Source organism: Pseudarthrobacter sp. alpha12b, assembly GCF_054130495.1.
Map to the genome: position 1 here is coordinate 1548559 of NZ_CP196746.1, position 13666 is coordinate 1562224.

Annotated in this window: 11 protein-coding genes; 6 read left to right on the plus strand and 5 right to left on the minus strand. The window is 65.9% G+C overall.

The window, feature by feature from the left end:
• Window positions 1-249 precede the first annotated feature (249 nt).
• The 4 genes from ACTAQI_RS06990 to ACTAQI_RS07005 all read left to right on the plus strand — a co-directional run bounded on the left by ACTAQI_RS06990 (window position 250) and on the right by ACTAQI_RS07005 (window position 4637).
• Complete coding sequence (locus ACTAQI_RS06990; RefSeq protein WP_457950333.1) at window positions 250-708, plus strand: pyridoxamine 5'-phosphate oxidase family protein; 459 nt, start codon at window positions 250-252, stop codon at window positions 706-708.
• 72 nt (window positions 709-780) lie between these two features.
• On the plus strand, window positions 781-1647 hold the full coding sequence (locus ACTAQI_RS06995) for a universal stress protein (RefSeq protein WP_457950334.1): 867 nt from the start codon (window positions 781-783) through the stop codon (window positions 1645-1647).
• Window positions 1648-1671: 24 nt separating this feature from the next.
• Window positions 1672-4218 (plus strand): HAD-IC family P-type ATPase, encoded by a 2547-nt coding sequence (locus ACTAQI_RS07000; protein ID WP_457950335.1) that lies wholly within the window; start codon window positions 1672-1674, stop codon window positions 4216-4218.
• The gene (locus ACTAQI_RS07005) at window positions 4215-4637 is read left to right on the plus strand and encodes an Hsp20/alpha crystallin family protein (protein ID WP_457950336.1); all 423 of its coding nucleotides are present in this window, start codon (window positions 4215-4217) and stop codon (window positions 4635-4637) included. The genes ACTAQI_RS07000 and ACTAQI_RS07005 overlap by 4 nt, the downstream gene beginning before the upstream one ends.
• Before the next feature lie 102 nt (window positions 4638-4739).
• Here the strand turns inward: ACTAQI_RS07005 and ppsA are convergent, their stop codons facing one another.
• The 4 genes from ppsA to ACTAQI_RS07025 all read right to left on the minus strand — a co-directional run bounded on the left by ppsA (window position 4740) and on the right by ACTAQI_RS07025 (window position 12225).
• Window positions 4740-7163 carry a phosphoenolpyruvate synthase gene (gene ppsA, locus ACTAQI_RS07010; RefSeq protein ID WP_457950337.1) on the minus strand — a complete coding sequence of 808 codons (2424 nt, stop codon included), beginning with the start codon at window positions 7161-7163 and terminating at the stop codon, window positions 4740-4742.
• Between the two features lie 47 nt (window positions 7164-7210).
• Window positions 7211-9766, minus strand: coding sequence for a cation-translocating P-type ATPase (locus tag ACTAQI_RS07015; protein ID WP_457950338.1), 2556 nt, complete (start codon window positions 9764-9766; stop codon window positions 7211-7213).
• Window positions 9763-10224, minus strand: a complete 462-nt coding sequence (locus ACTAQI_RS07020) for a universal stress protein (RefSeq protein ID WP_457950339.1) — start codon at window positions 10222-10224, stop codon at window positions 9763-9765. The genes ACTAQI_RS07015 and ACTAQI_RS07020 overlap by 4 nt, the downstream gene beginning before the upstream one ends.
• A gap of 63 nt (window positions 10225-10287) precedes the next feature.
• The gene (locus tag ACTAQI_RS07025) at window positions 10288-12225 is read right to left on the minus strand and encodes a heavy metal translocating P-type ATPase (protein ID WP_457950340.1); all 1938 of its coding nucleotides are present in this window, start codon (window positions 12223-12225) and stop codon (window positions 10288-10290) included.
• Between the two features lie 59 nt (window positions 12226-12284).
• On the opposite strand from ACTAQI_RS07025, the gene ACTAQI_RS07030 reads away from it, so the two are divergent.
• Together ACTAQI_RS07030 and ACTAQI_RS07035 are read left to right on the plus strand one after the other, a co-directional pair.
• Entirely contained in the window at window positions 12285-12590 is a 306-nt protein-coding gene (locus tag ACTAQI_RS07030) for a DUF5655 domain-containing protein (protein WP_457950341.1), read from the plus strand.
• Between the two features lie 64 nt (window positions 12591-12654).
• The gene (locus ACTAQI_RS07035; protein WP_457950342.1) at window positions 12655-13125 is read left to right on the plus strand and encodes a GyrI-like domain-containing protein; all 471 of its coding nucleotides are present in this window, start codon (window positions 12655-12657) and stop codon (window positions 13123-13125) included.
• A gap of 19 nt (window positions 13126-13144) precedes the next feature.
• Here ACTAQI_RS07035 and ACTAQI_RS07040 read toward each other — a convergent pair whose 3' ends face one another.
• On the minus strand, window positions 13145-13531 hold the full coding sequence (locus tag ACTAQI_RS07040) for a hypothetical protein (protein WP_457950343.1): 387 nt from the start codon (window positions 13529-13531) through the stop codon (window positions 13145-13147).
• Between the last annotated feature and the right edge of the window lie 135 nt (window positions 13532-13666).

The following is a 13666-nucleotide window of genomic DNA, read 5'->3' on the forward strand; positions in this document are numbered from 1 at the left end:
GCTCAGTGCCCATCTTCCACCTCCTGCCGCAGCAACCCGCGGCGCTGCTGGTCCTGGCACGTCCAAGTGTTCGAAGCGGATTGGCCGCCTCCGCCGCACTCCGCCATCAGCCGGGTATGGAGGCGCTCTCGCTCAATTCTAGGAGGGCAAGGGCAAAAATAGCCGCAATGCTAGTGGATTCCGGGCCGGCACGTTGGCGCAGGACCTTCTTCCCTACCGCCGGCCGGTTGCTGGCCCTAGGCTACGGCCATGAATACCGCATCGACAGAACCGGAAATCAAGGAGCTCGGCGTCCATGATTGCTGGCGATACCTCCGTTCAACTGCCATTTGCAGGATTGCGTTCACTGACGGCGACGCCGTGGAAAATTACCCGGTGAATTTTGTTCCCACCAACGGCACATTGCTCATCCGTACCGGCGAAGGAACAAAGCTTGCCTCCCTTCCCGACCGGAAAGTGGTAGCCGTCGAGGCGGACGGAATGAACCAGTACGGCACCATCGCCTGGAGCGTGATCATGAAGGGGCATGCCATGGTGGTGTCGGATGCGGAGGAAACCCAGGACGCCATGGATGCGGGGCTTTCCCCCTGGCAGCCCGGTCAAAAGAACGTCCTGATAAGGATCACACCGCATTACATCAGCGGCCGGAGGTTCGTCATCGCCGCACCAACCCATTGGTGGCCGCCCCGGGAGCCCACCGCAGGGTAGGCCGCGCCGGACAGCACTGTCCGGTTCCCGAACTGAAACCCTTCACAAGAACCCACAAAGGATGGTCCCCAAATGGCACCTGCCAAGCCGATCGCCGTCGGTATCACCGATACTCCGGCGTCCAACGCCGCCCTGGTGTGGGCGGCAGCGCGGGCCAACAGGCTCAAGTGTCCCCTCACCGTGGTGAACGTCGTGGACGACCGGTGGATGGCAGCCGAAGTCCTTCCCTACATTGACGTCCTGCGTGAATCCGGCTTGGGCCTGTTAAAGGAAGCCGGCGAAAAGGCCACCGCTGCCGAGCCCGGCCTGCAGGTCTCGCTCAAACTGCTGGAAGGAGGCGTGGGGGCTGCGCTGGGTGGCTATTCAAAGGATGCCTCAATGCTTGTCCTGGGTACCAGCGGCCATACGCGCGGCGCCCTGACGGACCGGGCGCTCCAGGCAGCGGCCACGGCCGAGTGCCCTGTGGCTGTCATCGGCGCCGGCCAGGATGCCGGACACGGCATCATGGTGGGCGTCGACGGATCACAGGAATCAACGCAGGCAGTGGCCTTTGCCGCCGCCGAAGCTGACGCGCTCGGGGAGGAACTGACGGTCCTTTACGCGTTCACCGGCCCCAACCGCTGGATCGCAGCCGGGCTCCCGCAGAGCAGTTTTGCCAGCCATGTGCTCGAGGAGGAGCAGATCGTGCTGTCCGAAACCGAGGCGGGCCTCAGGCAGGACTACCCGGACCTGGTGGTGCACACTGTGATGGAAACCGTCCTGGAGCCGGCGGACGCCCTGCTCCGTGCCGCCGCCGGCGCACGGCTGCTGGTCTTGGGCAGCCGCGGCAAGGGCGGCTTCGAGAGACTGTTCCTAGGGTCCACGGCCCACGCAGTGCTGACCCAGCCGCCATGCCCAACCGTCATCACCCGCACACATAAGCAGCCGCACCAGGACTGACCGGGCCCGCCGGCCGGCCGCACCATGTCAATAGCTGGGGAAAACGGGGCATCGGTTCCGGGCCTGGATTTCCACCATGCCCGGGACGGACTCTCCACAGCCGAAGTGCGGGAGCGGACCGTTGCCGGACTCATGAACAGCGTGCCAACGGCGACCAGCAGGAGCGTCGGTGAGATTGTCCAGGCCAACGTGTTCACCCTTTTCAATGCAGTGGTGGGTGGGTGCTTCATCCTGCTGCTGGTCCTTGGCCAGTGGCGCGATGCGCTTTTCGGCCTGTCCGCCGTCAGCAATTCGCTGATCGGCATCATCCAGGAGTACCGGGCCAAGCGTTCACTTGATCAACTTGCCATTTTGCAGGTGGCACGGAACACGGTAGTCAGGAATGGTGCCAGGGAAGTCATTTCCTCAGAAGACCTGGTTACTGACGACCTCGTAGTGCTCAACGCAGGAGACCAGGTCACGGCAGACCTGTTACTTCTCGGCGGCAGCCCGCTGGAAGTTGACGAGTCCCTGCTGACCGGCGAATCCGAGCCCGTCCCCAAACAGGACGGCGACATACTGCTGTCCGGTTCACTGATCCTCGTGGGCAACGGCCAGGCCACCGTGCTCCGGGTGGGACCTGACACGTCCGCCTACCGGCTGGCAGCCGAGGCACGGCGCTTCTCCCTGGTCACGTCAGAGATCCGCAGGAGCCTGGAGAAAGTCTTTACCGTCATCACCTGGCTGCTCCTGCCTACCGCCTTGCTGCTCACGAATGCGCAGATGCAGGACCAGGGCGGGTGGGCTGGAGCCATGGGATCGGGGCGGTGGATACCGGCCGCCGTGGGAGCCGTTGCGGGCCTCATGGCCATGATTCCCTTGGGGCTGCTGCTCATGACGAGCGTGGCGTTTGCCGTGGGCGGCCTCCGGCTTGCCCGCCAGAAGGTCCTGATCCAGGAACTTGCCGCCGTGGAAGTACTGGCACGCGTGGACGTCCTCTGCCTGGATAAGACGGGCACCCTCTCCTCCGGCTCCATGGTCTTCGATGCCGTCCACGACGCGGGTGACGCCGGGGAAGCCCGCGCGGTCGGGTGGCGGGAGGCCCTGGAGTGGTTTGGCGCCAGTCCGGAAGCCAGCAGCACCGCTGCGGCGATCGGGGCCGCCTTTCCCGTCCAGGCTCCGCTCCCGGAGCGTGGCTCCGTCCCGTTTTCCTCCGCCCGGAAGTGGAGCTCGGTGACGTTCGCGCCCGGGTCCGCCGCACCCGGCACCTGGATCCTCGGAGCCCCCGATGCCGTGCTCGGTTCCCCTGGCTGCGCATCTGCGCACGGCAGGGCGGTGGCCCTCGCCTCCACCGGGCTGAGGACGCTGGCACTGGCCCACCTTCCGGCGCCGCTGCCCCCGGACGCCCCGGAGGCGGGTCTGCCCCCGGAGTTGGTGCCCATCCTGCTGCTGACCTTCCGCGAGAGCATTCGCCCGGACGCCGCGAAAACGCTCGACTACTTCCGGCGGCAGGGGGTTACCGTCAAGATCATCTCCGGTGACGATCCCCGGACAGTGGCAGCTCTTGCCCGCCGCGTGGGCTTTGGAACCGGGATCGCCTATGACGCACGGGCGCTTCCCGGCGATCCGCTCCTGCTGGAGGAAGCCGTTGAGTCCCAAAACCTCTTCGGAAGTGTGACGCCATCCCAGAAGCGGGACCTGGTCCAGGCCCTGAAGCGGCGGGGGCATACCGTGGCAATGACCGGGGACGGAGTGAACGACGTCCTGGCGCTCAAGGAGGCGGACCTGGGCATCGCCATGGACTCTGCTTCGCCTGCCACGAAGGCCGTGGCCCGCATGGTCCTCCTGGACGGGCGCTTCGAAAGGCTGCCGGCGGTGGTGGATGAGGGACGCCGGGCCATCAGCAACATCGAACGCGTCTCCCTGGTCTTCCTGAGCAAGACCGTCTACGCCACGGTCATCTCGTTGGTCACCGGCATCCTGTTGCTGGCCTTTCCGTTCCTGCCGCGGCAGCTGTCCGCGCTGGACGGGTTGACCATCGGCCTGCCGGCGTTCTTCCTCGCACTGCAGCCCGGCGGCCAGCGGTACGCACCCGGATTCCTCAGGCGTTCGATTGCATTCGCGGTGCCCGCTGGCATCTGCACGGCCGTGTGCGTCCTGGCGGTGAGCGCCTATGGGCAGTTATGGGGCGGACACAGTCTTCAGTCGGCGCAGTCTGCGGCGACCATGACCCTGGGTTTGGTGGCCGCGTGGATACTGGTGATGGCATCCCGCCCCCTCAACTGGACAAAGGGGCTGATCCTCGCCGGAATGTACGCGGGGCTGGTCCTGTTGTTCAGCCTTCCATTGACGCAGGACTTTTTCCGGGTGGAATGGCCCCCCGCCGCCCTGCTGATCGTGGCGGTTTCCGTAGCTGCGGCAGGGTGCCTGGCGATCGAACTGGTCGGCCGCTTCACCCGGCCCCCGCCCATGCCTGCCGGTGGAAGCGGGCTGGGACCTTTGACTCTGGAACCGGATTCACCGGAAGGGGATGGTGGAATTGCCGGGCAACGCGACGGTCCGGCTTCGAACATGAGCAGGAGGCAAGAATGACTGACCTGATGAAATGGTTTGATAACCGCCGCTCCCCCATGGATGTCATCGAACGGCTTTTCGAGGGTGACATGGGGTCCGCCGCCATCCGGGTTGAAGAGATGGTGGACGGCAACACTCTCGTGGTGCGGGCTGAGCTGCCCGGCATCGACCCGGAGAAGGACGTGGACGTGACGGTCACTGACGGCGTCCTGACGATTAAGGGCGAACGGGAGGAAAAGAAGGAACACAAGGACAAGGACAGCTACCGGTCCGAGTTCCGCTACGGTTCCTTCGTCCGGCGGATTCCCCTCCCCAGCGGTGTGCAGCAGGACGACGTGACCGCTTCCTACAAGGACGGCGTCCTTGAAGTGCGGGCTCCAATGCCGGAACAGGGGCAGGAAACCGGGCCATCCAAGATCCCCGTCACCAGGGGCTGAGAACCACCAAAGTACGACGCCGGCGCATGGCTCCTCGAGGGAGTGCCCCTTGAGGAGCCAGGCACTTTCTTGCGGCCGGCAGGCCGGTTCACCTGGCGCCGGTTAGCCGGCATGTACCGTGGCGGCCCGTGCCTCCGCTGCCGCGATGACGGGCAGCGTTTTAACGTAGGTATCCGGATTCAGGGACACCGAATCGATCCCCTGGCTGACCAGGAACTCTGCGAGGTCCGGATGGTTGCTGGGCCCCTGTCCGCAGATTCCGATCTTGATGCCGGCAGCATGGGCCTTGCTGATGGCCTGGGCAATCATGGACATCACAGCCGGATCCCGCTCATCGAACAGCCCCGCAAGTTCCTCCGAGTCGCGGTCCACCCCAAGCACCAGCTGGGTGAGATCGTTGGAGCCGATGGAGAAGCCGTCAAAGCGCTTGGCGAATTCCTCGGCCAGGACAACGTTGGAAGGGATTTCGCACATCATGTAGAGCTGCAGCCCTTCAACGCCGCGGACCAGCCCGTGCTCTTCCATCGCCTGGATGACCTGGTCCGCCTCGCCCACCGTGCGGCAGAAGGGAACCATGACAATCACGTTGCCGAATCCAGCCTGCTCGCGGACGCGTTTGAGGGCTTTGCACTCCAGCGCGAACCCTTCCCGGTAGTGGCTGCTGTAGTAGCGGGAAGCGCCGCGGAACCCCAGCATGGGGTTTTCCTCGGGACGCTCGAATGCGCTGCCGCCGATCAGGTGGCTGTACTCATTGCTCTTGAAGTCGCTGAGCCGGACGATCACCGGCTTGGGATGGAAGGGGGCGGCGATCTTGGCGATTCCGGTAGCCAGCACGTCAATGAAGTACTCCTGCGGATCAGGGTAGCCGCTGGTGAGCTGCCGGATCATTGCCGCCTCTTCCGGGTCGGCCACCCTCTCAGGGTGGACCAGGGCCATGGGGTGGATGCGGATCAGGTTGTTGATGATGAATTCCATCCTGGCCAGGCCCACTCCGGCCGCCGGCAGCCGCCACCACTTGAACGCGGCTGCCGGGCTGGCGATGTTGATCATCACATCGGTGCGGGTGGCGGGCAGGGCCTGCATGTCCACGTCTTCCACGGCGAACTCCAGCAGCCCCTCATAGACGCGGCCTTCCTCGCCTTCCGCGCAGGACAAGGTGACCTGGCCGCCGTCGGGCAGGATTTCCGTGGCGTTGCGCGTTCCCACGACGGCGGGCACGCCCAATTCCCGGCTGACGATCGCCGCGTGGCTGGTGGAGCCGCCGTGGTCGGTGATGATCCCCGCGGCCCGCTTCATGATGGGCACCCAGTCCGGGTCCGTCATCCGGGTGACCAGCACGGAACCATCAACAAAGGATTCGATGTCCTTCGCATCCCTGACCACGCATGCCCGGCCCTTGGCAATGGAGTCGCCGATCGCGGCACCGGTGACCAGGACCCGGCCAGGCTGCACAAGATGATAGGTCCGGAAAGTGGATGTGCTCCGGCGTGCCTGCACCGTCTCAGGCCGGGCCTGGACCATGAAAAGCTCGCCGGTCACCCCGTCCTTGGCCCACTCCATGTCCATTGGCCGCCCGTAGTGTTCCTCCACCGCCACGGCCCAGCGGGCCAGCAGGACCACTTCCCGGTCGTCCAGCACCAGCGAGCGCTGCTCCCTCCCGGTGGTCTCGATGGTCCGGGTCCTCGCATCGCCGCCATGGCTGTAGACCATTTTCCGTTCCTTGGCACCCAGTTCGCGCTCTATGACGGGGCTGAAGCGCTGGTCTGACAGGAGCGGCTTAAACACCTGGTACTTGTCAGGGTTGATGGTGCCCTGGACCACGGTTTCCCCCAGCCCCCAGGCGGCGCTGATGACCACCACGCCGGGAAAGCCGGACTCGGTGTCGATCGAGAACATCACCCCTGATGCGCCAAGGTCCGAGCGGACCATCCGCTGCACCCCCACGGACAGGGCAACGTCCAGGTGGTCGTAACCCTTCATTTCGCGGTAGCTGATGGCCCGGTCCGTGAAGAGGGAGGCGTAGCAGCGCCGGCACGCCTCAAGAACCCCGCGTTCCCCGGCCACGTTCAGGAAGGTTTCCTGCTGCCCGGCGAAGCTGGCATCCGGCAGGTCCTCGGCCGTGGCGCTGCTGCGCACCGCAACGGCAACCTGGGCCTGCCCGGTGCGGTGGCAGAGGGTGCGGTAGTGCTCCTGGATATTCGCCGCGATGCTTTCCGGAAAGGTTGCCTGCAGGAACAGTTCCCGGATCGCGGCCCCTGCCTGGCGCAGCGTAAGGGTTCCGGCGCGCTGTTCCTCCATATGCTTTTTGATCCGGGGCTCCAGGTTGTTGGCGGCAAGGAAAGCCCGGTAGGCGGAAGCCGTCGTCGCGAATCCTTCGGGTACCCTGACCCCTGCCGATTGCAGGGCACGGCTCAGCTCCCCCAGGGAGGCGTTCTTGCCTCCAACGGATGGGATGTCCGCGATTCCGGTGTCTTCGATCCACTTGACACTGATGTCAGCAAGGAAGGTCTCTGCGGCGGCACTCATGGCTCGATTGTGGTCTCCGGCCGCCGGGGCAGGCAGGGTCTTTGGTCCTAGCTCCGCCGTACGCGGGCGCGGATCGCTTTATGGATCCAGTCCGCAAGCAGAACGGCAGGTGCGGCGAGGAGTGCGAGCAGGATGCCGGTTGGCGTCGGCGGGGCCTGGCCCAGCAATTCGGCGAGGTAGGGCACGAACAGGCATACCGCCAGGATGGCCAGTTCAGCCAGCACGGCCCACACCAGGAGGTTGTTAGTGCGCCAGCCCAGCTTCCATGGCGGCACCGTGGCACTCCGGCAGGCAAAAGCGTTGGCGAGCTGCCCCAGGACAACGGCGCTGAACGCGGCACCGGAGGCAGCCATCAGGAGCCCTGTTTCCGGGACTTGCCCCCGGCTCCAGCCGCCCGCAAAAAGGACGGTCGAAAATGCGGCCATCTCCATGAAGGCCTCTACGGGGCCCAGGACGGCGAATACCCTGATCATCAGTTGCCGGTCCATCAGGTGGCGTCGTTCCGGTGCCCTGGCCAAAATGCGTTGCCCTGGCCGCTCGGCCCCGAGGGCCAGCGCCGGCAGCAGGTCCGTCCCGATGTCCAGGGCAAGGATCTGCAGGACGCCCAGGGCAAGTGGAAACTGGCCGCCGGAGAGCGCCCAGATGACGAAGGGGGTCAGTTCCGCCACATTGTCGGTGAGGTGGTAGGTGAGGAACCGGTGGATGTTGGCGTAGGTTGCCCGGCCTTGTTCGATGGCCGCCACGATGGTTCCGAAATGGTCGTCCAGCAGGACCAGGTCCGAAGCCTCCCGTGCGACGTCGGTTCCGCTCAGGCCCATGGCCACGCCGATATCCGCCTCACGAAGGGCCGGGCCGTCATTGACACCGTCGCCCGTCATGGCCACCACATGCCCCCGGGCCTGCAGCGCCCTCGCCACCCGGAGCTTCTGTTCCGGCGATACCCTGCTGACAACGATTCCGTCGCGGTCCAGGAGTGCTCCGAGCATCTGTTCGTCATCCGGAAGGTCCGTGCCCTCCACCACGAATTCGGGGGATCCGGTCAGGCCGATCTGCCGGGCAATCGCGGCTGCCGTGGCGGGATGGTCGCCTGTGATCATGGCGATCTTCAACCCGGCCCGGCGCGCCGTTCCGATGACTTCGCTGACATCCGGCCGGGGCGGGTCCTGGAGCCCGATCAAGCCCAACAGTTCCATGCCCGATTCAAGGTCAGCCGCCGGAACGGTTTGCCATGAACGCGGTGGACCCTCGAGCCGCCGGCGCGCCACCGCGATCACCCGCAGTCCCCGGGACGCCATCTCCTCCACCTGATCCTTGACCACCGGAGGCACGGTTTCACAGAGGGGCAGCAAGGTTTCGGGGGCGCCCTTGCAGAACAGGTCCGGTCCGGCTATCACGGATTCGCGCCGGCGCACGGGGTCGAACGGCAAACGTCGTGACAGGGCCGGGCCGGTCTCGGTGCCGGTCAGCCTGCGCGCCAGGGCATCCAGCGCGGCTTCCATCGGGTCGCCCTGGGCACGCCACTGGCCGGCGTGCAGTTCAGCCCGGCCCTGTGACGCGGCGCGTGCCGCCAGCGCCGCGTCAGCAGCCCTTGGCAGCCCCTGCCCCTCGATATCCGCTTCAGGGGCATACCCCTCACCTGTCACCAGGACTGACCCTTCTGCGGTGAAGACTTCGACGGCGTTCATCCGGTTCTGGGTCAGGGTCCCGGTCTTGTCGGTGCAAATGAAGGTCGTGGAACCGAGGGTCTCCACGGCCTCCAGGTTGCGGACCAGCGCATTGCGGGAGGCCATCCGCTGCGCCCCCATGGCCAAGGACAACGTCACGGTGGGCAGGAGACCCTCCGGGACCAGCGCCACCGCAACTCCGATGGCGAACAGGAATGAATCATGCCACTTGAAACCCACCAGCAGCGATACCAGGAAAAAGAGGGCGGCAATGCCCAGGGCCACCACGGCGATGACCCGCACGATCCGGCGGAGCTCCAGCGACAGCGGGGTGGGCGGAGGAAGGGCACCGCTGGTCAGGGCTGCTATCCCGGCCAGGCGGGTGTCCCCGCCGGTTGCGGAAACAGTTGCTTCGCCGTCGCCGTTAACCAGGAAGGTTCCGCCCCACGCGGAGTCGCCGGCGGTCTTGGCCACCGGCTCGCTTTCGCCGGTCAACATGGATTCATCCACGGCGCAGGCGGAGGCTGAGAGAAGGACGACGTCGGCGGGAACCCGGTCACCGGCGGTGAGCAACACCACGTCACCCGCCACCAGCTCGCTGGCATGGACCTTGCGCACTTTTCCGTCGCGCCGGACCATCACGTCGGCGGGCAGCAGGCCGCGCAGCTTGGCCGCCGCGTGTTGGGCGCGTTCCTGCTGGATGTGGGCGAACACCCCGTTGACAATCACGACGACGACGATCGCCACGGCGAGTTGCGGCATGTCCGCGATGAAGGCCAGGCCGGCTGCGCACCACAGCATGAGGGCGAAGAAGTGGGTCATCTCGCCCCAAAGCTTCCGCCATTGCGGGACAGGTTTTTCCGCGGGAAGCTGGTTGGGGCCTGCCTGCTTCAGGAGCTGCGCGGCCCGTTCAGAGCTCAGGCCCTCCGCAGTCCTCACACAGTGTCCGCCTCCTGCCCCACCAGGAGCACCGGGCATTTGGAGTGGGCAGCGCATGCCCTGCTGACCGAGCCCATGGACGACTTAAGCAGCCCGCCCTCGCCGTGCCTTCCGACCACCAGCATCTGCGCCCGCGCGCTTTCCTCCACCAGCACCTTCGCCGGCGGCCCGAACTTGACGGCCACATCGATGTTTTGCGGCCGTTCCCCCGAAAAGGCCCGGCCCAAGGCATCCTCGACCAGCCGCCCTGCAGCGTCCTCGAGCCTGGCGGTGAACTGCCGGTCCGCCCCTTCAAGGCGTGACATGACCAGGTAGTCCGGCATCCCGACGCATGAAATGACTTCGAGCCGGGTGCCCAGGCGGGCTGCCAGCGTGCCCGCGTAACGGAGGGCTGCGGAGGAGTATTCAGAACCGTCCACACCCACGATGACGGGCTTGGACCCTGTTTGTGCGTTCATGGACACCACGATCCCGGCCGGGGGTTGCGGTGGGAAGGGCCGAAAGTCATGCCGGCCGGCGCCTCACGCGCCAGGCTTCCGGTCAGCCCCATGCAGTGCCCTCAGTCCGTTCAGGATGGTGGCCAGGTCCACCAGCTCCTGCAGGAGGGCACCGGCGACGGCCGGAATGTACCCCGTCATGGCTATGGCCATCAGGACCAGGCTGAGTCCGATTCCGGTCCAGATACTTACCAAAGCCACAGCCACGGTCCGTTTTCCAATGGCCACGGCCTGGGCCACTTTCGAGACGTCATCGAGCATGATCACCACATCAGCCGACTCACTGGCTGCGGTGGCCCCCTTGGCACCCATCGCGATTCCTACGTCAGCCGCGGCAAGGACGGGGGCATCATTGACGCCGTCACCCACCATCAGGACCGGCCGTTCCAGGATGGCAGCCACGGTGTTGACCTTGTCCTCCGGAAGGCATTCCGCCTGGACGCGGCCGATCCCCGCTTCCTCGGCAATATGCGCGGCCGTGGCGTGCGCGTCGCCTGTCAGCAGCATGGTGTTCCGCACGCCCAGGCCACGCAGGCGGGCCAGGGTATCCACGGCATTGCGGCGCAACGGGTCCTTCATGATCAAGGCACCGGCGTACACGCCGTCCACCGCCACGTGCACCGCCAATTGACCTGTGTGGACTGCTGCCTCCCGGAATCCACTCGATAAACCCTGGACCAGGCCGGCTTTACCCACCACTACCCGCTGGCCGTCGCAGAGAGCTTCCACGCCATGGGTTGCACTCTCCGTCGCCTGCTGCACAGGAAGGAGTCCAAGATTGGCTGACCTTGCGGCTTCGATCACAGAGGCTGCCAGCACGTGCGATGAGTACTGCTCCGCGGAAGCGGCCAGCTGGAGGATTCTTCGGTAGCCCAAAGCTTCCCCTGGCCCCGGTGCCACCTGGATATCGTCGAGGACGGGCCGTCCGGACGTGAGCGTTCCGGTCTTGTCGAAGACCGCTGTCTGTGCCTTTGCAAGCTGCTCAAGCGTTCGGGTGTTCTTGATGATGATGCCCTTGTGGGCGGCCTGGCTGGTACCGGCCAGGAATGCCACCGGCGCTGCGATGAGGAGAGGGCAGGGCGTGGCCACCACCAGGACCTGGGCGAAGCGGAGAGCCTCGCCTGACAGGAACCAGGCGGTCCCGGCCATGGCCAGGGCCAGGAGGGTGAAGGGAACTGCGTAGCGGTCGGCGAGGCGGACCACCGGGGCCCGGCTGTTGGACGCCTCCTCAACCAAAGCGATGATCCGGCTGTATTGCGAGTCAGCCGCGGTGGCCGAGGCCCGCATACGGATGGCGGCTACACCGTTCACCGAGCCGCTGAGCAGCGTTTGCCCCCTGGTGCGCTCCACCGGGAGGCTTTCGCCGGTCAGCGATGATTCGTCGAGGGTCGCGGAGTCGGACAGTAGTTCGCCGTCAACGGGTACCAGCTCGGAGGGACGGACCACCAGCACGTCCCCCGGCACTACATCCCCGATCGGGGTGTCCTCGAGCACTGCACCTGATCCCTCGCGGTGGGCAAAGCGGGGAGCCCGGTCCAGCAGGGACCGCATCTCACGCGCCGCGCGTCCCTGGGCAAAGTTTTCCAGCGCCTCCCCGCCGGTGAGCATCAGGATCACCACCAGCGCTGCGAGGTACTCGCCCACCACCACGGTGCTGACAATCGCCGTCAGGGCCAGGAGGTCGATCCCCCACCGGCCCTCCCGCAACGCCCGGACCATGCCGGCCGCACGTGCCACCACGATGACCGCCGCGTAGGCCGACGCGAGGGCGCGGACCTGCAGTTCCAGGCCGAACTGCAGCAGCACCAGCGTGGCCAAAAGCACCAGGCAGGTCAGGGCGACGACGGGATACCGCCTGACGAAGCCCCACGCCTTTTCCACGGACGACTTGGCGGGTTCCTCTGCCTCAAAGCTGCCGGGGTTCCCTCCGGTTGCCGCAGGCGGGGCAGCCTGCTTCCTCATCCAAAACACTTCAGCATCGAGCGGTAATGGTGATGGCACATAAAGCCGAACCTACCCTGATGCCAACAACCGGGCTAGGGCATTTGGCCCCGGCCGTTGCCACCGCCCGTGCGGCATGCCCCTCGGCCGCGCGCCGGCGCGCAGCGGAGCGAATGGCAGCCGAGCTGGGTCCCCATGAGGTGCGGATCCGCAAGAGCCAGATCCTGTCGTTCACGTTGCCGCGGAACCTGGACTCGCCGCGATTCAAGCAAATCGTCCATCCTTCGGCCGGAACATGGATGCACCACCTGGAACTGACGGACAGCTCCCAACTCGACGCCGAGGTCCGCGGCTGGATGCTGGAAGCTTATGGCGCTGCCGGCTGACCCGGTGTGCCCTTAGAGTCCTATGGCCCTGTCACGCCGCCGGCGAAATGGGAAGGCTGATGCCATGAATGAACCTGGCCAGCAACCGCAAAAGATCCACGTCACCGAACAACCTGTCGCCGTGGTGCGCGAGCAGGTTCCCATGGACGCGCTGACGGGCTTCTTTGGCCGGGCCTTCGGTGCCGTGATGGCCGCGGTCCAGATGCAGGGCGCCAGCCCTGCCGGCCCGCCATTCGCGCTGTACCACGGGATGCCGGGCGAAACGGTGGACGTCGAAGCCGGATTCCCCGTCGCCGGGAACTTCCAGGGCACAGGCGAAGTGGCCAGCGGGGCACTTCCTGAAACGGATGCCTTCGAAGCCATCCACACCGGCCCTTATGACACCTTGGGGACCACATACGACGCCATCAGGGAACGCATGCAAGCTGCCGGTGCCGCCCCTGCCGACATCATGTGGGAGTACTACCTGTCCGATCCGGAGAAGCAACCGGATCCGGCGACGTGGCAGACAAGGGTCATCTGGCCGGTCGCCTGAGACCGGCCGCGTACCGGGGCTACGAGTCCTTGCGACGGCTGAAGGTCAGCTCCCAGGGCTGCGCCCCGTGGCTGGTTTCCGACCATCCGTCGCGGGCAATTTCCTGGCGGAGCTGGCTGAGGCTGGCCTCCATGCCCGGAGCCCAGGCCTCTTCCGGAGGTGTGGGGTTCAGGGGCGGTCCGGGGAAGGTATCACTGGCGTAGAGCCGGCGGCCGTCCACCGTCCTGCCCACAAACTGCAGCTGCGTCCGCCCGTACTGGGAGCCCAGGGTGTAGAGGATGCGCGCCCACCACTTCCGGGATGCTGCGTCCTCCAGCTCTATCCGGAGGCGCTCTTCAGGCCAGGGATGCGCGGCTCCGCCGGCAGGATTGTCAGTGGGTCCCGGTTGCGGGGCATTTGTGGTCATGTCTTCCTCCAGGGAACGCAATCACGATTCAGCTCCGGAGTCTTCCAAGTAATGGCTTGGCAGAACAGGGCCTTTGGTCACGGCGTGCGGGAACGGTGTGTTGCGTGGTTTACGGGGTCCAAAGGCACTACCACC

What these genes read in the sequence shown, in the direction of transcription:
- ACTAQI_RS06990 (WP_457950333.1), top strand. Translation starts at nt 250, where the DNA reads ATGAATACCGCATCGACAGAACCGGAAATCAAGGAGCTCGGCGTCCAT.
- ACTAQI_RS06995 (WP_457950334.1), top strand. Translation starts at nt 781, where the DNA reads ATGGCACCTGCCAAGCCGATCGCCGTCGGTATCACCGATACTCCGGCG.
- ACTAQI_RS07000 (WP_457950335.1), top strand. Translation starts at nt 1,672, where the DNA reads ATGTCAATAGCTGGGGAAAACGGGGCATCGGTTCCGGGCCTGGATTTC.
- ACTAQI_RS07005 (WP_457950336.1), top strand. Translation starts at nt 4,215, where the DNA reads ATGACTGACCTGATGAAATGGTTTGATAACCGCCGCTCCCCCATGGAT.
- ppsA (WP_457950337.1), bottom strand. Translation starts at nt 7,163, where the DNA reads ATGAGTGCCGCCGCAGAGACCTTCCTTGCTGACATCAGTGTCAAGTGG.
- ACTAQI_RS07020 (WP_457950339.1), bottom strand. Translation starts at nt 10,224, where the DNA reads ATGAACGCACAAACAGGGTCCAAGCCCGTCATCGTGGGTGTGGACGGT.
- ACTAQI_RS07025 (WP_457950340.1), bottom strand. Translation starts at nt 12,225, where the DNA reads ATGAGGAAGCAGGCTGCCCCGCCTGCGGCAACCGGAGGGAACCCCGGC.
- ACTAQI_RS07030 (WP_457950341.1), top strand. Translation starts at nt 12,285, where the DNA reads ATGCCAACAACCGGGCTAGGGCATTTGGCCCCGGCCGTTGCCACCGCC.
- ACTAQI_RS07035 (WP_457950342.1), top strand. Translation starts at nt 12,655, where the DNA reads ATGAATGAACCTGGCCAGCAACCGCAAAAGATCCACGTCACCGAACAA.
- ACTAQI_RS07040 (WP_457950343.1), bottom strand. Translation starts at nt 13,531, where the DNA reads ATGACCACAAATGCCCCGCAACCGGGACCCACTGACAATCCTGCCGGC.